The organism is Cellulomonas sp. ES6 (assembly GCF_030053835.1).
GTDB lineage: Bacteria > Actinomycetota > Actinomycetes > Actinomycetales > Cellulomonadaceae > Cellulomonas.
The window spans coordinates 3313058-3337488 of sequence record NZ_CP125655.1 but is presented as its reverse complement, the minus strand read 5'-3'; the positions used below and the strand labels follow the sequence as shown (position 1 = coordinate 3337488).

Below are 24431 nucleotides of genomic sequence, written 5' to 3'. Positions count from 1 at the left end.
CCCGGGGCGTCAGCCCAGCAGGCAGAGGCTCTTGACCGCCTGCCGCCCGTCCATCGCCCGGTACCCGTCCGCGATCTGCTCGAGGCCGACGCGGTGGTCGAAGACGAGGCCCGGCTCGATGGTGCCGGCGAGGACGTCGGCCAGCAGCTCCGGCAGGTACCGCCGCGCCGGCGCGATCCCGCCGCCGACGGTCAGACCCCGGCCGAACAGCGTGCCGACCGGCAGCTCGACGCCGTGCGGCAGGCCGACGTACCCGACGCCGCCGTAGGGCCGGACGGCCGCGAGCGCCGTCCGCATCGACTCGGCGGTGCCGACGCACTCCAGCACGTGGTCCGCGCCGACGCCGCCGGTGAGGTCGAGGACCTCGGCCACGGCGTCGTCACCCCGCCCGGCGACCACGTCGGAGGCTCCGAACCGCCGGGCCAGCGCCTGCCGGTCGGGCCGGCGGGAGCAGGCGACCACCCGCTCGGCGCCGAGGCGGTGCGCGGCGAGGACGGCGCACAGGCCGACGGCGCCGTCGCCGACCACCACCACGGTGGACCCGGGCCGGACCCCGGCGGCGACCGCCGCGTGGTGCCCGGTGCCCATGACGTCGCTCAGCGCCAGCAGCGAGGGCACCAGCGCGGGCGTCGCCGCGCCGTCGGGCACGGCCACCAGCGTGGCGTCCGCGAACGGCACCCGGACGGCCTCGCCCTGGGCGCCGTCCGCCCCGGGCTGCCCCCAGATGCCGCCGCGCAGGCACGCGACCGGGGCGCCCCACCGGCAGTGCGGGCAGTCGCCGTCGTTCCAGCGGAACGGGGCCACGACCGTGGTCCCCGGCCGGAGCGTGCGGACGTCCGCCCCGACCTCCTCGACCACGCCGACCAGCTCGTGCCCGATGGTCTGGCCGTGCGCGCGCGGCGACTGCCCGCGGTAGTACCAGAGGTCGGAGCCGCACACGCAGGTCGCGGTCACCCGCACCACCGCGTCGCCGGGGTCGACGAGCACCGGGTCGGGCCGGTCGACGACCACGATGCTGCCCGGCGCCTCGAAGACGGCCGCCCGCATCAGGCCGAGGTCCCCGGCGAGCGGCGCCGCAGCCGCAGGTGGCGCGGCTGCGTGAAGCCGAGCAGCCCCTCGGTGCCGAGCTCGCGCCCGAACCCCGACATCTTCCAGCCCCCGAACGGCGCCTGGAGCTCGGTGATGTCGTTGATGTTCACGCCGACCCCGCCCGCGTGCAGCCGCTCCGCGACACCCCACGCCCGGTCGAGGTCCCCGCCGAACACGTACGCCGCGAGGCCGTACGGGGTGGCGTTCGCGAGCCGCACCGCCTCGTCGTCGCCACCGGCGACCCGGTGCACCGCGACCGCGGGGCCGAAGGTCTCCTCGGTCATCGCGAGCGCGTCGGCGGGCACCCGGTCCAGCACCGTCGGCGCGAAGAACGCGCCGGGCACCAGCCCGGGCAGGTCCACCGGCCCGCCGCCCGCGACGGTCCGCGCGCCCCGGGCGAGCGCGTCCGCGACGTGCGCGCGCGTCGTGGCGACCACGCCCGCGGTCGTCGCCGGTCCGCTCGTCACGCCGGCCTCCACCCCGTGCCCGAGCGTGATCGCCCGGGCGTGCTCCGCGAGCGCCGCCACGAAGTCGTCGGCCACGGCCTCGGCGACGAGCACCCGGTTGACCGCGATGCAGATCTGGCCGGTGTTCGAGAACGAGCGCCGTGCGGCGGCCGCCGCGGCCTCCGCCACGTCGGCGTCGTCGAGCACGACGAACGGGCACTGCCCGCCGAGCTCCAGGGACAGCCGCTTCATGGTGTCGGCGGCGGTGCGCATGAGCGCCTGGCCGGTGCGGGTCGACGCGGTCGCGGTGATCATCGCGACGCCGGGGTGCGCCGCCAGCGCCTGCCCGGCCTCCACCGCGCCGGGCAGGTCGGCGACGACGCCCGCCGGGAACCCCGCGTCGTGCAGGCACTGCACGAGCAGGGCGACCGCGAGCGGGGTCTCCACGGGCGGCTTCACCACGACGGTGTTCCCCGCCGCGAGCGCCGGGCCGATCTTCCAGGCGTACAGGTCCACCGGGTAGTTCCACGGGACGATCGCGCCGACGACGCCCAGCGGCTCGTGGGTGACGATCGACCGGATGTCCGCCCGGGCGCTCGGCCGCAGCGTGCCGCCCAGGCGCGGGCCCTCCTCGGCGTAGTAGCGCAGCACGGTGGCGCAGTACGCGATCTCCTTGACGCTGTCCGGCAGCGGCTTGCCCTGCTCGCGGGTCAGCGCGTCCGCGATGTCGTCGATGCGCTCGTCCACCAGGCCGGCGGCGCGGCGCAGCAGCGCCCCCCGGTCGTCCGCGCCGGTCCGCGCCCACGCCGGGAACGCCCGCGCCGCCGCGGCCACCGCGTCGTCCACGTCGGCCGCCGTCGCGACCGGCGTGGTGCCGACCACGGCGCCGGTCGCGGGGTCGCGCACGTCGGCCGTCACGCCGCCGCGCGACGCCCGCCAGCCGCCGTCGAGGTACAGCAGCCGCTCGTGCCGGGCGCTCACCGGGCCTCCGGGGCGGTCGCACCCGGCGCGGCACCGGGCACCGTCGTCGCCGCCGTGACCGGCGGGGCGGAGAACTCGCGGGACCGCAGCCGGCGCCACAGCTCCGCGTAGTTGCGGTCGTTCTGCTGGTGCGCCTCGGTGGTGCGGTTCGAGTTGGTGTTCACCATGATCATCGGCTGCACGCCCCGGGCGACGAGGTCGGCGGCGGTCGCGGCGTTGATCGCGTGGGTCATGGCCACGGCCACGGACGTCGAGGTGGGGCCCACCGGGTACTCCAGGCCGTCGATGTGCTGCGAGGCGTCCTCGAGCGGGATCCCGGTGTCGATGACGACGTCCGCGATCTCGTACAGGCGCTTGCCGCAGGAGTGCCGGGAGGCGACCTGGGACGAGTGCGGCACCGACGTCACGGCGACGACCTTGAGCCCGCGCTCCTGGAACTCCACGGCCATGTCGAGGATCACGGCGTTGATCCCCGAGTGCGAGAACAGGATCAGCGCGTCCCCGTCCTTGATCTGGTGCGAGCGCAGGATCGCCCGGCCGTAGCCCTCGCGGGTGTGCAGGAACCGGTACTGCGCAGTCCCCTGGTCGCCGAGCACGTGGTGCATGAGGGCGATCGAGCTCTCGACGATCGGGCGGAAGCCCGTGACGCCGCCGGTGCGCGGGAACGACTCCAGCGCGGCGAACCCGCCGTGCCCGGTGCCGAACGTGAAGACGAGGCCGTCGCCGGCGATGGCGTCGGCGCACACGCGCCCGGCCTCGGCGATGGCGTCGGACTGGGTGTCGCGCACCCACGCGATCTTGGCGATGAGGTCGTCGAGGTAGGTGACCTGGACGGGCTGCTGCTCGGACACGGTGGTTCCTCTCGGTGGGGGTCGGGGTCTAGGCCGCGAGCGCGTCGAACCCGGCGCGCAGCAGGTCGGCCTCGGCGGCGGTGCGGTCGTCGCCCTCCATGCGGCTCTGGTCGGCGCCGTCCACGGACGCGAGGCACAGGGACGCCGCGGCGACGCCCAGCGCCCGGGCCACGACGAGCAGCGCGCTGGTCTCCATGTCGGTGGCGACGACGCCCCGGCGGGCGAGCTCGTCGCGCCCGCGCCGCACGTCCGCGACGCCGGGCTCGGAGTCGGTCATCTGGGTGTAGAAGCCGTCGAACGTGCCGTAGATCCCCGTCCGGACGGGCCGCGCCCCGGCGCGCGCGGCCGCCTCGACGCGGGCGGTCAGCGGCAGGTCGGGCACGGCCGGGTACTCGACGGGCAGGTAGGTGGCCGAGGTGGACTCGCCCCGCACGGCGCCGTGCGCCACGACGAGCTCCCCGAGCCGGGTGGCCCCGACCGTCATCACGGTGCCGAGGCGCAGGAACTCCCGCACCCCCAGGTCGGCCAGCTCGTGCATCACCACGGCGGCGATCGGCGCGCCCATCCCGAACGCGCTCACCGTCAGGCGCGTCCCGCGGTAGGTGCCGGTGGCGGTCGTGAGCCCGCGGTCCTCGCCGAGCACGCGCACGTCCTGCATGAGCTCCGCCGCGAGGGCCACCCGGCCGCGGTCCCCGACGAGCACCGCGCGCTCCGCGACGTCCTCCCGCCCGCATCGCAGGTACCAGGCGTTCGTTGTCGACACAGTGCTACTCCTCGGTGGGTGCGGTGCGCGGGCCGGGCGTCGTCCGCCGGGCGCCGCGCGAGGCGATCAGGTCGGTGGCCGCCGCGGCGGCGGCCACGAGGGCGGGCCGCGCGGTGGCCAGGGTCAGGGGTGCGGGCAGGGTGAGCAGCCCGGCGACGAGGGTGCCGACGAACGTGTCGCCGGCCCCGGTGGTGTCGACCGCGGTCACGGGCGTCACGGGGACGTCGTCCGCCTCGCCGCCGAGGCGGGCGTGCACGCCCGCGGCCCCGCGGGTCTCGACCACGAGCGTCCCGGGGCGCACGCGCTCCTCGAGCGCGCGACCGGGCCGGTCCAGGAACGGCCGCTCCCCCGCGGACAGGCTCACCACGTCCGCGCGGGCCAGCAGCGCCTCGACGAGGTCGGGCGGGTAGGCCTGGGCGTCGTGCTTCACCGCCCACACCAGCCGGGCGCCGTCCGGGAGCAGCGCGAGCGCGTCACGCGTCGCCTGCTGCGGCGCGACCGCCAGCAGGCACCAGCCCGCCGACCGGACGGCGTCCTGCTGGGCGGGCGTCAGCGCCCCGGCGTCGCCGTGGCAGTCCGCGGGGTCGAAGACGCACACCGCGCCGCCGTCGCCCGCGTACATGAGGTACGAGGAGGGGGTGCGGGTGCCGCAGACGCGCACGCCCGCGGTGGCCGCGCCGGCGGCGACCAGCGCGGCCGTCCAGGCGTCGCCGCCCGCGTCGGGGCCGACCCAGCTCACGGGGAGGACCTCGTCCGCCCCGGCGGCGCGCAGCGCACGGACGTGGTGCGCGATGCCGCCCGGCCGCGGCCACTCGTCGCTCAGCCGGCCGGTCACCACGCTCGTGGCGTCCGGGCCGTGGAACGCCGCGAGCTGCATCGCGTGGTCCAGGCTCGCGTAGCCCAGCACGGCCACGCCCGTCACAGCAGCTCCAGCGCGGTGCCCAGGTCGACGACCCGGCCCATGTAGCGGTCGATGTCCTCGAGGCTGGCGGCGGCGAGGTGCTCCCGGTTGGAGCTCGTCGCCTCCCGCGGGACGACGGGCTCGAACCCGCCCGCGAACGCGTCCTGCGCGGTGGCCCGGATGCACACGTTGGTCTTGACGCCCGCGATCACGACGCGGCGGACGCCCTGCTCCCGGAGCAGCAGGTCGAGGTCCGTGGCGTAGAACGCGGAGAACCGGCGCTTGGTGACCTCCACCTCGTAGCCCCCGGGCAGGGGCTCGAAGCCCGGCACGTACTGCGCGTCCGGCTCGCCGGCCTGGTGGTGGCGGGGCAGCTTGCCGAACTCGAAGTCCGCGAGGCCGGGGTGGTGCCGCTCGACGGCGTGCACGACGAGGCTGCCCCGCTCGCGGGCCCGGGCCAGCAGCGCCGCCATCGGGGCGAGCACCTGCTCCACGCCCGGGTAGTGGTTGGGCTGGGCGGGGTCGAAGAACGAGGCGATCACGTCCACCAGGACGAGCGCGGTGACCGGGCGGTCGGCGGGCACGGGGACCTCCGGGGCGGGGACGGGCGGGGCGGGGACGGGCGGGGCGGGCGGGCCGGGCCGGACGGGCCCGGCGGGCGGGACGGTCACGCGGCGGCCCTCGCGCGCCGGCGGCTCGACCGGACGCCGGTCAGCGCGAGCACCACGACGACGGCCACGTACGGCAGCGTCTGGATGAGCGACGCGGAGTACCCGCCGCCGATCTGCAGGCGGGCCTGGATCGCGTCGAACGTGCCGAACAGCAGGCACGCGAGCGCGGTGGGCAGGGGCCGGGCGCGTCCGAAGTAGAACGCCGCCATGGCGACGAAGCCGCGGCCGGCCGTCATGTTCTCGTTGAACAGCCCGACGGCCCCGAGGCTCAGCGACGCTCCCCCGAGCCCGGCGAGCACGCCCGCGACGGTCCCCGCGGAGTCCTGGAGCCCGCGCGTGCGCAGCCCGAGCGAGGCGCTCGCCACCGGGGAGGCCCCGACCGCCCGGACCCGCAGGCCCCAGCGGGTGCCGTCGAGCGTCCAGGCGCAGGCCCCCACGAGCACGACGGCGAGCCAGAACAGCGGGCTCTTGCCCGACACCAGCGCGCCGAGCACCGGCACGTCCGCGACGCCGGGCACCACCCAGGTGGGGAGCCGCTCGAGCCCCTCCACCTGCAGCGTCCCGGAGACGTCCTGCGAGGCCCGCAGCCAGTACCCGATGACGCCGAGCACCACGGTGTTGAAGCCGAGCCCCGCGATGATCTCGTTCGCCCGCAGCCGGGTGATGGTCACGCTCATCAGCCAGCCGACCGCGCCACCCGCGCCGGCCCCGGCGAGCACACCGAGCTCCCAGCTCCGGGTGGCGCCGCTGACCAGGGCGCCGAGCAGCGCCCCGACGAGCATCTGCCCCTCGAGGCCGATGTTCACGACCCCGGCCTGCCGGTGCACGGCGCCGCCCAGCGCGGCGAGGACGAGCGGCACGGACAGCGTCAGCGCCGCGGCGATCACCTGGTCGATCACGCGACCACCGCCTCGGGGACGGCCCGCTGCCGGGACGGCAGCCGGGGCAGCACGAACTGCACGACGGCGAAGATCATCACGGTGCCCTGGAGGATGTCGACGAGCTGGATGGGGAGGTTCACGAAGAGCTGGATCGTCGACCCCGCGGCGTTCAGCGCACCGAACAGCACGGCCCCCACGACCATGCCCACCGGGTTGAACCGGGCGAGCAGCGCGATGGCGATGCCGGTGAAGCCGAAGCTGGCCGAGAAGCCGCCGGTGTAGCGGTGCACGATGCCGAGCGCGTGCGCCCCGCCGCCGAGGCCCGCCGCCAGGCCGGCGCCGAGCAGCGCCACGACGACGACCGTCCGGGTCCGCAGGCCCTGGGCGACCGCGAACCGCGGCGTCGCTCCGACGGCCCGGAACTCGAACCCGAGCGCCGTGCGGCGGAACCAGAACGTGTACCCGGTGACGAGCAGCAGCGCGATCACCAGGCCGGCGTTGGTGAGGTCGGGCGGGAAGAACGGCTCGAGCCGTGCGGAGTCGGCCACGTACGCCGTGGCCGAGTTCGCCTGCCCCCGCTCCTGGAAGAACGCCTGCACCGCCCAGCCCGCGACGCCGGCGACGATGAAGTTGAACATCAGCGTCGTCACGACCTCGTCGACCTGCCAGCGGGCGCGCAGCACCGCCGGGACGACCGCGACGAGGACCCCCGCCGCGCAGGCCGCGAGCAGGCTCACGGTGACGGCGGCGACCGCGGGCAGACCGCCGACGTGGGCGCCGACCACCGCCGCGGCGAGGCCGCCGAGCGTGAACGACCCCTCGGCGCCGATCGTGAACACCCCGGCGCGGTACGCGAACGCCGCCGCGACCGCGGTGAACAGCAGCGGCGTCGTCGCGGCCAGCGTCGCGTCCACCCGGGACGGGCCGCCGAACGCCTCCACCAGCAGCAGCCGGTAGATCTCCAGCGGGTTCTGCCCGGTCACGGCGAGCACGACGCCGCCGACCACGAACGCCAGCAGCACGGGCACGAGGGCGCGCCCGACGCCGGTCGCGACCGGGCGCCACCGGTCGAGGTGGGGTGCGCTCATGCGTCCTGCTCCGTCCCCGCGGGCCGCTGCCCGCGCTCCGCGTCGTGGGCCGCCGGCGGGGCGCCGACCATCAGCGCCCCGATCTCCGCCCGGGTCGCGGTGCCCGGCAGCTCGCCGGCCACGGCCCCGCGGTGCAGCACGAGGATCCGGTCGCTCAGCGCGCGCAGCTCGTCGATCTCCTCGGAGAACAGGACGATGCCCGCGCCGTCGTCACGGGAGCGGCGCAGCAGCTCGTGGATGTGCCCGATGCCCCGGATGTCGACGCCGCGCGTCGGCTGGCTGGCGACGACCGCGCGCGGGCGGTCGAGGGTCTCGCGGCCGACGACGAGGCGCTGCTGGTTGCCGCCGGACAGGCTCGACGCCGGGTCCGCGGTCGACCCGAACCGGACGCTCGCCCGGCTCAGGACGGCGTCGACCCGCTCCCGGGCCGCGGCTCGCCGCAGCACGCCGAGGCGGCTGATCGCCCCGAGCCGCGGCCCGGCCAGCGCGTTGTCCGCCAGCGAGCTGGTCACCGACAGGCCCTCGTGCTTGCGGTCCGCGCTGATGTACGCGATCCCGTGCCGGCGCCGCTCGCGCACCCCGGCCGCGGTGAGGTCCCGCGCCCCGTCGGCGGTGTGCAGCGCGACGGTCCCGCCGGTGGTCGCGCGGACGCCGGCCAGCGCCTCGGCGAGCTCCTCCTGCCCGTTGCCGGCGACCGCCGCGACCCCGAGGATCTCCCCGGAGCGCAGCCGGAACGACACGCCGTCGAGGCGCGGCGCGCCGAGGTCGTCGCACGCGCGGACGCCCTGCACGTCCAGCACCACGTCGCCGGGCGTGCCGGGCTCGGTGCGGTCGGGCGCCACGTCGCCGTCGCCGATGATCGCGCGGGCCAGCCCGTCGCGGTCGATCTCGCCGCGGCGGTGGTGGGCGACCGTGCGCCCCGAGCGCAGCACCGTGATCTCGTCGGCGACGGTCACGACCTCGTCGAGCTTGTGGCTGATGAACAGCACGGTGTGCCCCTGGGCGGCCAGGCCCGTCAGGAGGCGCAGCAGCTCGTCGGCCTGCGCGGGCGCCAGCACCGCGGTCGGCTCGTCGAGGATCAGGGTGCGGGCCCCCCGGTGCAGCAGCCGCAGGATCTCCACCTGCTGCTGGATCGCGATCGAGGTGTGGCCGGCGCGGGCCGACCAGTCCACGTCGACCGTCACCGTCCGCGCGAGCTCGTCGGCCCGGCGCAGGGCCGCCGCCCGGTCGATCACCGGGCCGCGGTGCGGCTCGTCGCCGAGCACGAGGTTCTCCAGGAGCGTCAGCTCCGGGATGATCGCGAGCTCCTGCTGGACGAGGCCGATGCCGCGGCCGATGGCCTCGCGCACGGAGCCCATCACCACCGGCTGGTCGTCGATCACGACCGTGCCGGAGTCGGGCCGGTCCAGGCCGTACAGGATGCGCATGAGCGTGCTCTTGCCGGCGCCGTTCTCGCCGATCAGGGCGTGGACGGTGCCCGGGGCGACGGACAGGTCCACGTCCACGGCGGCGCGCACGGGCCCGAAGGAGCGGCTGACCCCGCGGGCCCCGATCCGGCAGCGGGGCCCGGTGGGGGCCCCGCCGCCGGCGGGAGGTGTGGCGGACGACGTCATCGATCAGTTCCCGTAGAAGTCCGGGTAGCCCTGCGTGACGGCGTTCCACACGGTGATGTCGCCGGAGACGATCTGGTCGGCGAGCGCGTCGACGGCGTCGATCGTGTCCTGGCCGATGTCGTCCTTCGTGTACTCGTAGTCGGTCAGGCCGACGCCGCCGTCCGCGAGGCCGTACGTCACGGTCTCCCCGCCCGGGAACTCCCCGGCCGCGTACCGCGCGACGACGTCCTCCATCGCGACGTCGGTCCGCTTGAGCACGCTGGTCAGCACGTTGCCGGGTGCCACGCCGTCCTGGTCGTCGTCCACCCCGATCGCGTAGCGGTCGTTGTCGACGGCGGCCTGGATCACGCCCGCGCCCGTCCCGCCGGCCACCGCGTAGACGATGTCCGCCCCCTGGTCGTACATCGACTGCGCGAGCTGCTGCCCCTTGGCCGGGTCGGCGAAGTCGTTCGAGTAGGCCGTGAGCACCTGCACGTCCGGGTCGACGTCGTGCGCGCCCTGGATGAACCCGACGATGAACTTGTCGATGCCGACCGACTCCGTGCCGCCGATGACGCCGATGACCTTGTCCGGGTTCACGTGCGGGTTGTCGGGGTCCTGCGTGACCATCGCGGCGAGCGCCCCGGCCAGGTACGAGCCCTCCTGCTCCTGGAACAGCACCGAGGCGACGTTCTCCCCCGCGGCCTCGGCGTTCACCAGCACCCAGCTCGTGTCCGGGAAGTCGGCGGCCACCGCGGGCAGCAGCTCGTTGTGCGAGTACTCCAGGTCGATCACCAGGCCGGCATCGGTCTGCGCGGCACGGCGCAGGATCTGCTCGCCCTGCCCCACGATGTCGGCGGACTCGATGGGCGTGCCCGTCATCCCGGCCGCCTCCACGCCGCGGGTGAACCCGGCGTAGGCGAGGTCGTTGAACGACTCGTCGCCGAGGCCGCCCTGGGCGACGACGAGGGCCGCGGACCCCGCGCCCCCGGACGGGCCGGAGCCCTCGCCGGACGGCTGGTCGCCGCCGCTACAGGCGGTCAGCAGCAGCGCCGAGGCGGCGAGAGGGACGAGCAGCTTCGTGACGCGTGCGGTCATGGTTCTCTCCGTGGGACGTGGGGGCGAAGGAGATGCGGTAGATGTACGTGCTGCCCAGGTAGCGGGCGCGGACGTGCTCGATGAGCCGCCCGGAGGCGTCCCGCGACTCGCGGACCACCTCGATGAGCGCGGTGCCCGGCTCGACGCCCAGCAGCTCGGCGTCGTCGGGACCGGCGTTGACGGCCTGCATGGACTCCTCGGCGCTCGTGAGCTCGATGCCGTGGCGCTGCAGGGCCGAGTACAGGGAGAAGCGCTCGGCGGCGGCCGTCTCCTCGGTGAGGTCGATGGCGTCGGCCACGTCCTCCGGGACGACCACGCGGTGGATGCCGACCGGGGAGCCGTCGACGCTCCGGAGGCGCTCGACGACGACCACGCCGGCGTCCTCGAAGGGCGACGCGGGCCGCCCGGGGGCGCCGACCGCGTGCGTCTCGAAGCTCAGCAGGCTGCTGGACGGCGTCAGCCCGAGGCCGTGCACGTGCTCGGAGAAGCTCGTGAGCTCCGGCAGGTGGCGGGCCATCGGGCGGGGCGTGACGAACGTGCCCTTGCCCTGCCGGCGCACCACCTGGCCGCGCTCGACCAGCAGGTCGTACGCCTTGATGACGGTGGCCCGGGACAGCCGGTTGTCGGCGGCGAGCACGGTCTCGCTCGGGAGCTGGTCGCCGGGGCGCAGGCGCTCCCGGACGATGACGTCCCCCAGCGCGTTCGCGAGCTGGAGGTAGAGCGGGGCACCTCCCCGCGCGTGGTCCAGGTCGAGGTGCATGGCCGTCTCCTCCGCGTCCTCCGGATGACCGGTTGTCCGGTCAAGTGGAGACGCTAGGGAAGGCCGGCCCCCGGGGGAACAGGGGCAACAGACGTTTCACGCACGGTTTACACGCCGGGAACACGGGACGCCCCGGGGGTGCCCCGGTCCGCGGCACCCGTGCCCGGCGCACGTCACAGCGGCGCGGCCGCGCTCCCCGACCCGCGCGCCGCCACGACGTCGACCGCGTCCAGGACCGCGCGCGTGAACGGCACCGGCGCCGTCAGCGACACCAGGTGCGTCGCGCCGGGGATCACCACCAGCCGCCCCTCGCGGCACGCCCGCAGGAACCGCCGCTCCTCCCCGCGGAAGTGGTCGAACCGCCCGTTCACCAGCCACACGGGCGCCTCGACGCGCGCCAGGTCCGCCACCGGCGTCGCCGCGCGCATCTCGCGCAGCACGTCGTCCATGACCTCCAGCGCGAACCCGCCCGCCGCGGCGTCCCGGGCGGCCTCCACCGGCAGCACCCGGCTCACCAGGCCCTGGTTCAGCCCCTCGCCCGCGTCGGGCAGCCGCGCGATGCCCCGGGCGAGCAGCGCCCACGCGCCCACCAGCGCCACCAGCGGCCGGGTCGAGCACGCCGCCGCGACGAGGCCCGCCACCTGGCCGGGGTGCCGCGCCGCGTGCGCGATCGCCGTGTAGCCGCCGAGCGACAGCCCCACCACCAGCGCGCGCCCGCCCAGCCCGTCCACCGCGTCCGCGACGGTCTGCACCGCGCCGTCGAGCGTGAACGCCTCGCCCCGGCGCGTCCCGTGCCCCGGCAGGTCCACCGCGACCACCGGGCAGCCGTACGCCTGCAGCGCCTCGACCTGCACCCGCCACATGGTGCGCGACGTGCGCAGGCCGTGCACCAGCACCACGGGGACCGTCATGGCACCCGACGGTACCGGCGCGCGCCGACCTCCCCGCGCACGGCGGCGCCACGCCGGCGACCCGTGCCCGCACGCGACAGGGCCCGGGTCGCGAGCGGTGCGCTCGCAACCCGGGCCCTGTCGGCGGACCGGACGGTCAGGCCTTGTCGGCCTCGTCCGTCGTCTCCTCGGCGGGAGCCTCGGTGACCTCCTCGGCCGGAGCCTCGGTGGTGTCCTCGACGGTCTCCTCGGCCTTCGGCTCCTCCGCCTTCGGCGCGGCCTTCGCGGCGGCCTTCGTGGCCTCGCGGACGACGGCCTGCTTCGGCGAGACGGGCTCCAGCACGAGCTCGATCACGGCCATGGGGGCGTTGTCGCCCTTGCGGGGGCCGATCTTCGTGATGCGCGTGTAGCCGCCCTGGCGCTCGGCCATCTGCGGGGCGATCTCCACGAACAGCTCGTGCACGACCGACTTGTCCTTGACGACGGTCATGACGCGCCGGCGGGCGTGCAGGTCGCCGCGCTTCGCGAAGGTGACGAGGCGCTCGGCCAGCGGGCGCAGGCGCTTGGCCTTGGCCTCGGTGGTCGTGATGCGCTTGTGCTCGAACAGCGACGTGGCCAGGTTGGCCAGGATCAGCCGCTCGTGCGCCGGGCCGCCACCGAGCCGGGGACCCTTGGTGGGCGTGGGCATGGTCTTTACTCCTTGGTTCTGGTGATGGGCCGGCGGCGCCCGTCAGCGGGACGCCGCCTCCCCGGCGTCAGTACTGCTCGTCCTCGGTGAAGTCGCCCTCGTCGCCGTCGTAGTACGCGGCGGCGCTCGGGTCGAAGTCGAGCGGGCTGTCCTTGAGGGACAGGTTCAGCTCGGCCAGCTTCTCCTTGACCTCGGTGATCGACTTCGCACCGAAGTTGCGGATGTCGAGCAGGTCGGCCTCCGACCGCGCCACGAGCTCGCCCACCGTGTGGATGCCCTCGCGCTTGAGGCAGTTGTACGACCGGATGGTCAGCTGCAGGTCCTCGATCGGCAGCGCCAGGTCCGCGGCCAGCGCCGCGTCCGTCGGCGACGGGCCGATCTCGATGCCCTCGGCCTCGACGTTCAGCTCGCGGGCGAGGCCGAACAGCTCGACCAGGGTCTTGCCGGCCGAGGCCAGCGCGTCCCGCGGCGAGATCGCCGGCTTGGTCTCGACGTCCACGACGAGCTTGTCGAAGTCGGTGCGCTGCTCGACACGCGTGGCCTCGACCTTGTAGGTCACCTTGAGGACCGGCGAGTAGATCGAGTCGACCGGGATCCGGCCGATCTCCGCCTCGTACGACTTGTTCTGGTTCGCCGACACGTAGCCGCGACCGCGCTCGACGGTCAGCTCGATCTCGAGCTTGCCCTTCTCGTTCAGCGTGGCCAGGTGCAGGTCGGGGTTGTGCACCTCGACACCCGCCGGCGGGACGATGTCCGCCGCGGTGACCTCACCGGCACCCTGCTTGCGCAGGTACATCACGACCGGCTCGTCGTTCTCGGAGGACACGACGAGGTTCTTGATGTTGAGGATGATCTCGGTGACATCCTCCTTGACGCCCGGGACGGTGCTGAACTCGTGCAGCACGCCGTCGATCCGGATGCTCGTCACCGCGGCGCCCGGGATGGACGACAGCAGCGTGCGGCGCAGGGAGTTGCCGAGCGTGTAGCCGAAGCCCGGCTCGAGCGGCTCGATGGAGAACCGCGAGCGGTACTCCGAGATGACCTCTTCGGTCAGGGTGGGGCGCTGTGCGATGAGCACTTCTGGGTTCCTCTCAGCGTGCGTCCGCCATATGACGCACCGCAGGTACGCAGGGCCGCGGGGGTCTCGGTCCACCCGCGCGACCGGCCGGCGCCGCCGCGGACGGGGTCTGCACCCCGCCCGCGGCGGACCGGCGACGGATCAGACGCGGCGGCGCTTCGGCGGGCGGCAGCCGTTGTGCGCCTGCGGCGTCACGTCCTGGATCGAGCCGACCTCGAGGCCGGCGGACTGCAGGGACCGGATCGCGGTCTCGCGGCCCGAGCCGGGGCCCTTGACGAAGACGTCGACCTTCTTCATGCCGTGCTCCTGCGCCTTGCGCGCGGCGGCCTCGGCGGCCATGCCCGCGGCGTACGGCGTCGACTTGCGCGAGCCCTTGAAGCCGACGTCGCCGCCGGAGGCCCAGGAGATCACCGCGCCGGACGGGTCGGTGATGGAGACGATGGTGTTGTTGAAGGTGCTCTTGATGTGCGCCTGGCCGTGGGAGACGTTCTTCTTCTCCTTGCGGCGCGGCTTGCGCACGGCACTGCGGGTCTTGGGAGGCATTCGCTCGTTCTCTCTCGCTGCGGGTCGGTGAGTCGGTGCTCCGACGCGGCGCGGGCTGCTGTCGTGCGACAGGCCCGGCGGGCCGCGCGGGCGTTACTTCCGGCCGGCCTTCTTCTTGCCGGCGACGGTGCGCTTCGGGCCCTTGCGGGTACGCGCGTTGGTCTTGGTGCGCTGACCACGCACCGGGAGCCCGCGGCGGTGACGCAGACCCTCGTAGCTGCCGATCTCGACCTTGCGGCGGATGTCCGCGGCGACCTCGCGGCGCAGGTCACCCTCGAGCTTGAAGTTGCCCTCGAGGTAGTCGCGGAGGGTGACGAGCTGGGCGTCGTCGAGGTCCTTGACGCGGACGTCAGGGCTGATACCGGTCGCCGCCAGCGTCTGCTGCGCGCGGGTCCGGCCGACCCCGTAGATGTAGGTGAGCGCGATCTCGAGCCGCTTCTCGCGGGGGAGGTCGACGCCGACAAGACGTGCCATGTGCCTTCCGGCTCCTGTACTTCACTCGGAGGTCTGCCGCACCGTCCTCCCGCGTGGCTGCGGGCCCCGGCCTCCGAGCCAGGGGTTCACCGCCCGGTTCCCCTCGCGGGGGCTGCGGGCGGTGCGGCGGTGCGCTGGTGCCGGACGGGTCCGGCGGGTGGTGCTGCTCGGCGTGCGCCGGGCGTCAGGGCATCAGCCCTGGCGCTGCTTGTGGCGCAGGTTCTCGCAGATCACCTGGACGCGACCGTGCCGGCGGATCACCTTGCACTTGTCGCAGATCTTCTTGACGCTGGGCTTGACCTTCATGGCCTGTTCCTCCGCCGCCGGTGCGCCGGTCCCTCCACGCGGGTGCGTGGCGGGCACGGCCGACGGCGATGCTCGTTCGGTCGGTTACTTGTAGCGGTAGACGATGCGCCCGCGGGACAGGTCGTACGGGCTCAGCTCGACCACCACCCGGTCCTCCGGGAGGATCCGGATGTAGTGCTGGCGCATCTTGCCCGAGATGTGGGCGAGCACCTTGTGACCGTTGGTCAGCTCCACGCGGAACATCGCGTTCGGCAGAGCCTCGATCACGCTGCCCTCGATCTCGATGACACCGTCCTTCTTCGCCATGTCCTCCGCTAACTCTTGTCCTGAACTGCCGTTCCACGCTCTCGCACCGGTGGCGACCGGGCGGTGACGTGGCCGGACGTGCCTGGTGCCCGTCGGCCGCCGACTCCCCGCGCATGCGCGACCACCCACCCCTCACGAGGAGGGACGGCCGGGCTCGGGCGGGACGTGCGGCAGCGCCTGGGCGCACACCCAACGGACAATCATACGCCATCGGTCCGCCTCGGCGAAACGGGGGACGATACCACCACCCCGCTCCGACCACGCCGCGACGACGCGCCGGCCGGACACGCCGGACGAGCGCCCGGTCCGCCCCTCCCGCCGCGCCCGACCCCGCGCCCGACCCCGCGCCCGACCCGCGCGCAGCTCGCGCGGGGCCCGCACCCGACCCCGCATCCCACCCGCCGCCCGCGCGCAGACCGCACCCAGACCGCACCCAACCCGCAGCCAACCCGCACCGAGAGTCCAGGACACGCCCGGGATCACGATGCGCGGCCGGCGTGTCCTGGACTCTCGCCGCGGGAGGGCGGCCGCGCGAGGGGTGCGGTGACGGGTGCGGCGAGGGGTGCGGTGACGGGTGCGGCGACGGGTGCGGTGCGCCGGGGTCGCGCGGACCCCGGCGCGCCGCCCGTCAGGCGGCCGCGTCCCGGTCCCGGCGCCGCAGCCGCACGGCCGACGCCGCCGCCCCGGCCAGGACCAGCAGCACGGCCACGCCGGCCGGGCCGCCGGCGGAGACGCCCGTCCGGGCGAGCAGCCCGCCGACGACGGCGGCCGGAGACCCGCCGCCCTCCGCGAGCACCTCGGACCGCACGTCCACGTCGGCACCGGACTCGGACTCGCCGGTGTGCTCCTCGCCCGTGTCCGGGTCGCCCCACGTCACGTGCGCGACGTTGCGGGTCACGCCGTCCGCGTCGGGGGACACCCGGGTCTCGATGACGACCGGGGGCAGCTCCTGCCCCTGGCCGACCCAGCCGTCGAGGATGCACGTGACGGTGCCGCCGTAGCCGCGGGCGTCCCGGCCGGTGACCCGGCAGTCCGTCCACGTGGGCTCGTCCGGCGAGGTGCGCGGCAGCACGCTCACCGCGACCACCTTCAGCTCGGGCGGCACGACGTCCGTCAGCACGGCGTCGTCCGTCGCGCCGGGGCCTGTGGCGCGCACGGCGAGCGTGTAGTCGACCGCGTCGCCGGGCTGGACCTCGTCGTGGTCGGCGGTCTTGCTCAGCACCAGCTCGGGCGCGCCGCCGACCTCGCAGCCGTCCGTGCTCTGCGGGTAGGCGACCGTGACGGTCCGCTCCGGGTTGACCGCGACCTGCACCAGCGAGGCGCCGCGCAGCGCGTACTCCGGCAGGCCAGGGTCGAGCACCCGGTTCTCCCACTCCGGGGTCTCCCCGGCTCGGACCACGCGCCAGCCGGGCCACTGCGTCCCGCGGCCGTCGGCGTCCACGGCGGCCCCGGGCCACAGCACCGACCCGGTCAGCGGGGAGCCGGCCGGCAGCGTGCGGGTGGCGACCGCCGGGCCGTCGGCGACGCCGTCGCGGTCCAGGTCGGCGTACCAGGTCAGCGTGATCGGCAGCGCCGCGGCGTCCACCTGGTGCGCCTCGACCGTGTAGTCCAGCCACGGCGCGTCGAGCTCGCAGCGCGGGGTCGCGGTCACGGCGATCCACTTCACCGGCGTCGTGGCGGACGCGGTGTCGTCCCCGGTGAGCCCCGGGTCCTCGTTGGAGGCTCCGACGGTGACCGTGTTGACCACGGCGTCCACCGCGACCAGCGGGTCGACCGCGGCCGTGACGACGACGGCGGGGGCCGACGTGCCGGGCAGCAGGTCGTCGCCCAGGGTGCAGTGCACCGTGCCGCCGTAGCCGCGGGCGTCCTGCCCCGTGAGGTCGCAGGTCCACGCCGGGTCGCCGTCCGCCGGGGTCACGGCCGTGACCGCGAGCTCCGCGGGCACCACGTCCGTGAGCTCCACGTCCTCGGCGGCCACGCCCCCGGTCGTCGACGCGGTGAGCGTGTACGTCAGGACGTCGCCGCCCTGGACGGGGCCCGCGGTGTCGACGTCCTTGCGGACGGTGACGTCCGTGACCGGACCGGCGACCGCGAGCGCGAACACGCCCGCGTCGACCGTCGGGTCGATCACGCCGGCGTCGCCCGTGCCGAGCCGGGCGCGCTCGGCGTCCGTGGTGGCACGCACCCGGTCGGCGTCGAACGCCAGGTGGACCACGCCGGTGCGGCCGGTGGCCCGCGCGGCGTCCGAGTCCGCCGCGGCGTCGCCGCCCTGCAGCGGGCGGGAGAACCGGTACCCCGAGGGGAGCCCGAACTCCACGACGTAGTCGCCCTCCGGCAGGTCGCCCACGGCGTACCAGCCGTCGGCGTCCGTCGTGGTCGACGCGACGAGCCGGTCGTCGGAGGCCGCGTGCACCCGCACCGCGACACCCGCGACCCCGGGCTCTGCCGGGCCCTGGACGCCGTCGTGGTCGGAGTCGAGCCACACCCGGTCGCCGAGGGCGAGCGGGGCGTCGACGAGGCCGCCGTCGCGCGTGCGGTCGACGTAGCGGGCCGCGAGCGAGCCGTCGGTGACCTCGGTGACGCCCGGCTCGCCCTCGTCGAGCGTGAACACCGCGGTGCGGGCCACGAACCGCGACCCGTCCACCGGGGCGGCGTCCGAGTCGGACGCGGCGTCCACGGCCAGCGGGGTCGTCCAGCGGTACCGCGCCGCCTCGTCGCCGGTGAGGGCGAAGCCGAGCGCGTAGCTCCCGGCGGGCAGGCCGTCGAACAGGTACCGCCCGTCCTCGTCGGTCTCGGTCGTGCCGAGCACCGTGCCGTCCTGGTCGAGCAGGGACACGGTCACCCCCGGCACGCCGGGCTCGCCGGCACCCTGCCGGCCGTCGGCCACGGTGTCGTGCCAGACGCGGTCGCCGACGGCGAACAGCGTGCTCGGCACGGCGTACCGGACGCCGGCCTTCAGCGGCACCGACGCGAGGGCCGCGCGGCTCTCGGGCTCGACCTGGAACGCGAACGAGCCCCACGCCACCGCGCCGTCGGAGGCGGTGAGCGGAGCGCGCTGGCTCCACTGCAGCCGGACCGCGCTGTTCTTGGTGAACCCGCCGACGCCCGAGTAGTCGAGCACGACCTTCAGACCGGTGACGCGGGCCGCCTCGGCGGCCGTCAGCGCACCGGTGACCTCCGTCCACGCCTCCGCCGGCAGCGGGTCGTAGGACGTCGACGCCGTCGCGGTGGTCGTCGTGTAGTCGGCCGTCGTCACGAAGTACCGGGCGACGCCGTCGGTGCGGGACACCGCCCCGGGCACCCCGGTCACGGGGCGCACGACGGGCAGGGTGCCGTCCCAGATCGGCTGCCACTGGCTGCCGCGGCCGGTCGTCTTCATCGCCTGGTAGTCGTCGGGCCGCGGCAGCATGTCCACCACGGTCACGGTCGGCGACGGCGCGTCCGCCATGCTGCGGACCTGCACCTGCCAGTCGATCTTCCCGCCCGGCTGCGCGTCGACCACGCACGGGTACCGGAACCACGTGCCGTCCGCCCCCGAGCGCGCGCGGCACGCACGTGGTGGCCGAGGTCGTGGACGTCGCGGTGCTGGTGCCCGTGCTCACCCACTTCTCCGACACGAACACCGTGGAGGCGTTCATCGACAGGGCCCCGGCGGTGACCACGCACGCGCCCTCGCGACCGTCGAGCGCCTGGAACGTGCCGGTGACGCAGGCGGCCGAGGCGCCGTTGCCCGCGGGCAGCTGCACGACCGGGCGTCCCGTCGCGGAGACGGCCACGGAGTTGACGATCGTCAGCGTCGACGGCGCCGCCGCGATGGTGAGCGGGAGCTGCACGGTGACCACGCCGCCCGGGGCGAGCCGGGCCGTCGCCGGCCAGGTCGCCGTGATGGTGCCGGCCTCCGCGTCGTGGACCACGCCCGCGGGGGCACCGAGCGCCGTGTCGGACGAGGTGATGACCGGGTCGCCGCCCCACCCCAGCGTCTCGTCGGCCGGCAGGCGGTCGGTGACGACCAGGCCGATCACGTCGGCGGTGCCGCTGTTCGTCACCGTGATCGTGTACGGGACGGTGCTGCCGGGCATCCAGCCGCCCGACGGCGCCGCCGCGGACGTCTTGGCGACGGTCAGCCGCTGCGTGCCGGCCGCGACCTGGAACGACGCGGTGGCCGTCTTCGGCGTCGAGGACGCGCCGTCGCGGGTGGCGACGGCGGCGACGGTGTTGGCGACGGTGGCGTCGGCGGACTCCCCGGGTTGCGGGCGGGCTCGCCCCACGCCGGGTCGGCGCCGGTGGCCGCCGGCAGGCGCCGGACAGCAGCAGGTCGCGCAGGACGCCGGTCACCGTCACGGTGCCGACCTGCGTGCCGGGCGTGGGCAGCCGGCTGCCCTCGGGCGCCGCGAACACGACGCGCACCCCCACGACCTGGCCCCAGCCCGCGGCGGGCGCCGACCAGGCGCCGGTCGACGTGCGCGTGCCGACGGTCGTCCACGCGGCGTCGGTGACCGGGGCGGTGTAGGCGCCGTCCGCCCCGACGTCGACGCCTCCGCGCAGCAGGACGTCGAGCCGCGCGGAGGCCGCGCCGGTCGGCAGGGCCGTCAGCCGCACGCCGGTGAGGCCGACGGCGTCGAAGAACGTCGGGTCGGCGTCGGTCAGCGTGAGGGAGTCGGGCTCGGAGTTGCCGAAGCTCTGCACGTCGAGGACCGCGGTGATGGTGGTGCCCGCGTCACGGGTGACGGTCGAGGGCGACGTGAACCGCTTGCTCGCGAACGCCAGCACGTCCGGCGCCTGCACGCTCACGTGGTCCGTGCGCGTGGTGCTGCTCGGTGCGGTCGTGCAGTCCCCCGCGTCCGGGTAGGTCTCGGGCGAGCCGGAGCAGACGAGCTGGTCGGCGACCGTGACGCGCACGGTGTTGTCGACCCGCAGCGAGTCGGCCTCGTCGACCGCGTCCTGCGGTGTCGTGCCGTCCACGAGGTTCGCGGCGCGCAGGGTGGTGCGCGCCGCGAGGGCGGCGACCGCTCCGGGTGCGATCCGGCCGGTGTACGCCAGGCGAAGGCCGACGACCGCGTCGGCGTCGACGCCCGCCGCGGCGAGGGCCGCGGGCAGGTCGTCCGCGAGGCCCGCGGCGCCCGCGTCCGTGACGGGGACGTCCACCGCGTCCACGACGTCGTCGGACCCCAGGACGTACGCGGTCAGGCCGAGCGAGGTCGCCCCGGGCAGCTGGGCCGGGGCGGTGAGCTCCGTGACCGCGCCGAGCGCGAACCACGCGAACGGCGCGTCCGCGGACAGGCCCCCGGCGTCGCCGGCGGTCGTGCCCTCGAGAGCCTCCACCCCCGCCGGCTCCGTGATCGTCAGCGAGTCGACGGGCACGCCCGAGGCGTTGCCACCGGTGACGCGCAGCGACGCCGCCGCGTCGTCGCCGCCCGGGGCGGGCAGCGGCACCACGTGCACGTGCTCCGCGTCGGACGTGATGTCCTGCGGGTTGTCCGACGACCGGGTCCACCGCTTCGTCGCCGAGGCGGTCACCGTGGTGGGCGTGAGCGTGACGGTGCGGTGCTCGATCCGGTCCGCCGCCGTCAGGCTGAACGGCGAGCCCCCTCCGAGGCCGTCGACGCGGCCGTCGTCCACCACGAGGCGCGGCACCGGGGAGCCGTCGACGTCGGGGTGGTTGTAGAGCGCGGCGTCGTTGACGACGAGGTGGTGGTCCGCACGGGACGTGGTGCGCAGCCGCACCGACACCTTCACCTCGCGCGTCGGGCCGTCCGTGCCGGCGACCGCGTCCGGGACCAGGCCGGCGGTCAGCGTCGGGACCCGCCAGTCGGTGAGCGTCGCGACGACGCCGGCGCGCACCCCGGCGGGCAGCGGGGTGACGACCACCCGCACGCCGCCGATGCGCTCCCGCAGCTCGTCGCTCACGACGGTCATGCCCGGGAACACCCGCGGCTGCGCGACGGTGCCGCGGTACGGGAACGCCGCGACGGTCGCCCCGCCGAAGGTGACGTCGGCGCGGGACGGCCCCACGGGCACCCACGCGTCCGTGGCGTCGTCCCACTGGCTCCCGGCGAGCGACACCCAGGCGTCGTCCTCGACGTCGTAGACCTCGACGTCGGAGACCTGGTCGAGCAGCAGCGACGGGTCGTAGGCGTCGGAGCCGGACCGGGTGGTGCCCGAGGAGATGGCCGGCAGGCCGACGAGGTCGAACGTGTCCCAGAAGCTGTCGCGACGGCCCTCCAGCACGGCCCCGCCGGACGTGGTGCTCGCGTCCGCGACGGTCACGCTGGTGAGGTCGTCCCGGCCGGCGGTGCCCCACGTCAGGGTCGCCTCGCGGGTCGCTCCGGAGCCGGTGGCGCCCTCCACCACGGAGGTGCGCAGCTCCTTGACCAGCGCGGCCGGGCCGGAGCCGTCGCCGCCGAGGTCGTAGCCGCGGACCGCGTCGCAGGACGCCGCGGTGACCCGCTCCGAGGTCTGCGGGCCGCCGTAGTCGAGCACGGCCCGGGCGACGGCGCAGTTCGAGACCGACTGGTAGTCGGTGAAGGTGGAGCCGGCGTCGACGGCGACCGCGAACCGGACCACCGCCTGCACGACCTCGCCGGCGTCGTACGGCACGGGCTTGGCGGCGACGACGCGCACGCCGGTCCACGCCTTCGTGGTCTCCGCCGACCACGGCGCGGCCGGGGCGGCCGACCAGTTCGTCGCGCCCGAGTTGGTCGCGTACTGGACGACGGCGTCCACGTCGCCCTCGGCGGTCACGTCGATGTCGGTGGGCGCGAACCGGGCCCACCAGGCCGAGCCGGACCCGGTCACGCGGGTGTCGTCGATGATGATCGTCGTCGGCAGGTCGGTGCCCTGCGCCGCGGCGGCCCGCAGCACGGCGGTGACGTCGCCGCCCCGCACGTCGACGAACGGCTCGGGGATGGTCTTGGTGATCGTCGCGGCGCCGTACGGCTCGGCGATCGTCACCTGGTCGGCCGCGACCGGCTTGTTGCCGCTGCCGGGGGTGCGCGGCGTCGGCGCGGACGTCAGCCCGCCCACCGTCGCTCGGGTCAGCGCGAGGTTGTCCACGACGGTGCCCGGGGTCGAGCCGGCGCCGGTGGTGACGACGTACGGCACGGTGGCGGAGGCTCCCATCACGACCGCGCCGGTGAACCGGGCCTCGAAGCCGGTGACGGCCGACCAGGCCGGTGCGGTGGTGAAGCCCGTGAACGCGCCGGTCGACGTCGGCAGGGCGCTGCCGACGTCGCCGTGCCAGGTGCCGGTCTCCCCGCCGGCGCGGACGACGAGCTCCAGGCCGGTGGCGCCCTCGGGCCACACCAGCCCCTGGCCGTTCCCGGTGCCGGCCACGACGTCCGACCCGAAGCCGGCCATCACCAGGCCGGAGGCGGCGAACATGTCGGCGTCGAGCCCGCCGGCGCGCACACCCTGCACCGCGGCGGCGACCGCGGCGTCCCCGGTGCCCGGCTGGTCGGCGAGCACGAGGGCGTCGACCGCGCGCCGGGTCCAGCTCGTCCCGGTGAGCAGCACGACCGCGGACGCACCGGGGTACACCTGCGTCAGGTCGGTGGTGGTGCCGGGGCGCACGAAGCGCTTGGTCGTGCCCGCGTACGGGTCCGGGTCCCAGATCCGGAAGTCCGCGGAGCCGGTCGACGTCGACGCCGCGGCCCCGGGCACCGTGGACGACGCCGTGGTGTCGGCCGTGTTCGTGACGCGCACGGTGTGGAAGTCCGACGACGCGGACGCGCTGGGCACGGCGCCCGCGTCCTCGTACGCCACGGAGCCGTGCCGCCCGGTGACAGCCCCCGGCGTCGCCGCGCCGCCCGCGAGCTGCTCGGTCGCGACCTCGAGCGTGCCGGAGGCGCCGGCGGCGAACGTGCCCGTGAACGCGAGACGCACGCCGGTGAGCCGGTCGAGCTCGGTGCCCGGCAGCGCCGCGAGCCACGCCTGCGCGGTCGTGAGGTCGGCGGCGGTGGTGGAGGGGCCGGCCACGCCGTCGTGCCACGTGCTGATCGCCACCTGGGTCGCCCCGGCCGGCCAGGCGGTGAGCGAGAGGCCGGTCGCGCGCAGCAGGTTGAACGCGTCGGCGCCCTGCGGCACCGCCGTCGGGTCGGCGGGCTCGTCGACGACCAGGGAGGTCGCGGTGTCACCGGTGTTCGTGAACGTCACCGTGGCCGTCCGCGCGGTGTCGGCCGCGCCGGACAGGTACGGGTCCTCCGGCGCCCACGTCTTGGTCGTGGTCGTGGCGAGCACCGGCACCACGGTCGTGACCACCGCCACGGTCGACGTGCTCTGCTCGACGCCGCCGACCGCCGGCCGGACCGTCATCGTCCCGACCTGCTCCCCTCCGCCGGTCGGCGGCACGAGCGTCGCGTCGAGCGCGACCTCCAGGATGCTGCCGCCCGCCAGCGGCAGCGGGGCGCTGTCGGGGCCGTAGGACACGAACGACAGCCGCACCGCCCGGACGGCGTCGAGCGACGCGGACGGGTCCCCGAGGTCCGCCCCGGACGCGTCGAGGTACGTCACCGCGTAGCCGACGCCGTTCGCGACCGGGGCCGACGGGGCGATCGGGGCGGCGAGCCGCAGCCGGTCGAGCTCGAGCGTGGCCGTCGCGTCCTGGCAGGCCTCGTCCTCGAGCACGCAGTTCGCCACGAACGAGAACCGCACCGCGTCGCCGGCCTGCGCGGCGGGCAGCGTGTACCGCTCCCCCGCAGCCGCCAGCGGCGTCGTCCCCGCGCCGGCGACGACCGCCGGGCTGCCGTCCGCGAGCGTCAGCGTGAACGCGTCGTCCCCCGCGGCGAGGGCGGCGGTCCCCGCCGCACCCACGGCGAGCCCCGACAGCACCACGACGAGCGCCGCGGCCAGGGCACGACCGACGGCCGAGCGGACCAGGCGCGCGGCGGGACCGGCGGCGCGGTGGCGGGCGCGCGCCGGGCGCGGCCGACGCACCGGCGCGGGCGCGACGGAGCCGTGACGAGGGGCGGGGAGAGGCTGCTGAGCCATGACCATCCGGGGGACGCAGGGGCGCGTCCGGCCGGGGGAC

Annotated in this window: 20 protein-coding genes; all 20 read right to left on the bottom strand. The window is 75.6% G+C overall.

What is annotated here, in order from left to right; all coding sequences use genetic code 11:
• Positions 1-9: 9 nt before the first annotated feature.
• The 20 genes from P9841_RS15585 to P9841_RS15490 all read right to left on the bottom strand — a co-directional run bounded on the left by P9841_RS15585 (position 10) and on the right by P9841_RS15490 (position 24391).
• On the bottom strand, positions 10-1047 hold the full coding sequence (locus P9841_RS15585; protein ID WP_283319510.1) for a zinc-binding dehydrogenase: 1038 nt from the start codon (positions 1045-1047) through the stop codon (positions 10-12).
• Positions 1047-2516: an aldehyde dehydrogenase family protein gene (locus P9841_RS15580; protein ID WP_283319509.1), complete on the bottom strand. Its 1470-nt coding sequence runs from the start codon at positions 2514-2516 to the stop codon at positions 1047-1049. Before P9841_RS15580 ends, P9841_RS15585 begins: the two co-directional genes overlap by 1 nt.
• Complete coding sequence (locus tag P9841_RS15575) at positions 2513-3367, bottom strand: sugar isomerase domain-containing protein (RefSeq protein WP_283319508.1); 855 nt, start codon at positions 3365-3367, stop codon at positions 2513-2515. The genes P9841_RS15580 and P9841_RS15575 overlap by 4 nt, the downstream gene beginning before the upstream one ends.
• Positions 3368-3395: 28 nt before the next feature.
• Complete coding sequence (locus P9841_RS15570) at positions 3396-4130, bottom strand: nucleoside phosphorylase (protein ID WP_283319507.1); 735 nt, start codon at positions 4128-4130, stop codon at positions 3396-3398.
• A 4-nt stretch (positions 4131-4134) separates the two neighbouring features.
• The gene (locus P9841_RS15565; protein WP_283319506.1) at positions 4135-5052 is read right to left on the bottom strand and encodes a carbohydrate kinase family protein; all 918 of its coding nucleotides are present in this window, start codon (positions 5050-5052) and stop codon (positions 4135-4137) included.
• Positions 5049-5702: a cysteine hydrolase family protein gene (locus P9841_RS15560; protein WP_283319505.1), complete on the bottom strand. Its 654-nt coding sequence runs from the start codon at positions 5700-5702 to the stop codon at positions 5049-5051. Before P9841_RS15560 ends, P9841_RS15565 begins: the two co-directional genes overlap by 4 nt.
• Positions 5699-6601 (bottom strand): ABC transporter permease, encoded by a 903-nt coding sequence (locus tag P9841_RS15555; RefSeq protein ID WP_283319504.1) that lies wholly within the window; start codon positions 6599-6601, stop codon positions 5699-5701. The genes P9841_RS15560 and P9841_RS15555 overlap by 4 nt, the downstream gene beginning before the upstream one ends.
• On the bottom strand, positions 6598-7671 hold the full coding sequence (locus P9841_RS15550; protein ID WP_283319503.1) for an ABC transporter permease: 1074 nt from the start codon (positions 7669-7671) through the stop codon (positions 6598-6600). The genes P9841_RS15555 and P9841_RS15550 overlap by 4 nt, the downstream gene beginning before the upstream one ends.
• On the bottom strand, positions 7668-9188 hold the full coding sequence (locus P9841_RS15545) for an ABC transporter ATP-binding protein (protein WP_283319502.1): 1521 nt from the start codon (positions 9186-9188) through the stop codon (positions 7668-7670). The genes P9841_RS15550 and P9841_RS15545 overlap by 4 nt, the downstream gene beginning before the upstream one ends.
• Before the next feature lie 99 nt (positions 9189-9287).
• Positions 9288-10361 carry a BMP family lipoprotein gene (locus tag P9841_RS15540; protein ID WP_283319501.1) on the bottom strand — a complete coding sequence of 358 codons (1074 nt, stop codon included), beginning with the start codon at positions 10359-10361 and terminating at the stop codon, positions 9288-9290.
• Positions 10294-11121 carry a GntR family transcriptional regulator gene (locus tag P9841_RS15535; RefSeq protein WP_283319500.1) on the bottom strand — a complete coding sequence of 276 codons (828 nt, stop codon included), beginning with the start codon at positions 11119-11121 and terminating at the stop codon, positions 10294-10296. The genes P9841_RS15540 and P9841_RS15535 overlap by 68 nt, the downstream gene beginning before the upstream one ends.
• A gap of 173 nt (positions 11122-11294) precedes the next feature.
• A complete protein-coding gene (locus P9841_RS15530) occupies positions 11295-12032 on the bottom strand; it encodes an alpha/beta fold hydrolase (RefSeq protein WP_283319499.1) in 738 nt (245 codons plus the stop codon).
• A gap of 136 nt (positions 12033-12168) precedes the next feature.
• Positions 12169-12699, bottom strand: coding sequence for a 50S ribosomal protein L17 (gene rplQ / locus P9841_RS15525; protein ID WP_283319498.1), 531 nt, complete (start codon positions 12697-12699; stop codon positions 12169-12171).
• A 67-nt stretch (positions 12700-12766) separates the two neighbouring features.
• Complete coding sequence (locus tag P9841_RS15520) at positions 12767-13777, bottom strand: DNA-directed RNA polymerase subunit alpha (RefSeq protein ID WP_222170234.1); 1011 nt, start codon at positions 13775-13777, stop codon at positions 12767-12769.
• 141 nt (positions 13778-13918) lie between these two features.
• A complete protein-coding gene (rpsK, locus tag P9841_RS15515) occupies positions 13919-14320 on the bottom strand; it encodes a 30S ribosomal protein S11 (RefSeq protein WP_222170235.1) in 402 nt (133 codons plus the stop codon).
• A gap of 93 nt (positions 14321-14413) precedes the next feature.
• A complete protein-coding gene (gene rpsM, locus P9841_RS15510) occupies positions 14414-14794 on the bottom strand; it encodes a 30S ribosomal protein S13 (RefSeq protein WP_122147671.1) in 381 nt (126 codons plus the stop codon).
• A gap of 192 nt (positions 14795-14986) precedes the next feature.
• Positions 14987-15100, bottom strand: a complete 114-nt coding sequence (gene rpmJ, locus P9841_RS15505) for a 50S ribosomal protein L36 (protein ID WP_013117849.1) — start codon at positions 15098-15100, stop codon at positions 14987-14989.
• Positions 15101-15184: 84 nt separating this feature from the next.
• A complete protein-coding gene (infA, locus tag P9841_RS15500; RefSeq protein ID WP_146838576.1) occupies positions 15185-15406 on the bottom strand; it encodes a translation initiation factor IF-1 in 222 nt (73 codons plus the stop codon).
• A gap of 628 nt (positions 15407-16034) precedes the next feature.
• Positions 16035-18908: an SdrD B-like domain-containing protein gene (locus P9841_RS15495; protein ID WP_283319497.1), complete on the bottom strand. Its 2874-nt coding sequence runs from the start codon at positions 18906-18908 to the stop codon at positions 16035-16037.
• Complete coding sequence (locus P9841_RS15490; protein WP_283319496.1) at positions 18827-24391, bottom strand: RHS repeat domain-containing protein; 5565 nt, start codon at positions 24389-24391, stop codon at positions 18827-18829. Before P9841_RS15490 ends, P9841_RS15495 begins: the two co-directional genes overlap by 82 nt.
• Positions 24392-24431: the final 40 nt, after the last annotated feature.

Bases quoted from the DNA above. Each gene is read 5' to 3' on its own strand.
- P9841_RS15585 (WP_283319510.1), bottom strand. From the start codon at position 1,047: ATGCGGGCGGCCGTCTTCGAGGCGCCGGGCAGCATCGTGGTCGTCGAC.
- P9841_RS15550 (WP_283319503.1), bottom strand. From the start codon at position 7,671: ATGAGCGCACCCCACCTCGACCGGTGGCGCCCGGTCGCGACCGGCGTC.
- P9841_RS15540 (WP_283319501.1), bottom strand. From the start codon at position 10,361: ATGACCGCACGCGTCACGAAGCTGCTCGTCCCTCTCGCCGCCTCGGCG.
- P9841_RS15535 (WP_283319500.1), bottom strand. From the start codon at position 11,121: ATGCACCTCGACCTGGACCACGCGCGGGGAGGTGCCCCGCTCTACCTC.
- P9841_RS15530 (WP_283319499.1), bottom strand. From the start codon at position 12,032: ATGACGGTCCCCGTGGTGCTGGTGCACGGCCTGCGCACGTCGCGCACC.
- rplQ (WP_283319498.1), bottom strand. From the start codon at position 12,699: ATGCCCACGCCCACCAAGGGTCCCCGGCTCGGTGGCGGCCCGGCGCAC.
- rpsK (WP_222170235.1), bottom strand. From the start codon at position 14,320: ATGCCTCCCAAGACCCGCAGTGCCGTGCGCAAGCCGCGCCGCAAGGAG.
- rpsM (WP_122147671.1), bottom strand. From the start codon at position 14,794: ATGGCACGTCTTGTCGGCGTCGACCTCCCCCGCGAGAAGCGGCTCGAG.
- rpmJ (WP_013117849.1), bottom strand. From the start codon at position 15,100: ATGAAGGTCAAGCCCAGCGTCAAGAAGATCTGCGACAAGTGCAAGGTG.
- infA (WP_146838576.1), bottom strand. From the start codon at position 15,406: ATGGCGAAGAAGGACGGTGTCATCGAGATCGAGGGCAGCGTGATCGAG.
- P9841_RS15490 (WP_283319496.1), bottom strand. From the start codon at position 24,391: ATGGCTCAGCAGCCTCTCCCCGCCCCTCGTCACGGCTCCGTCGCGCCC.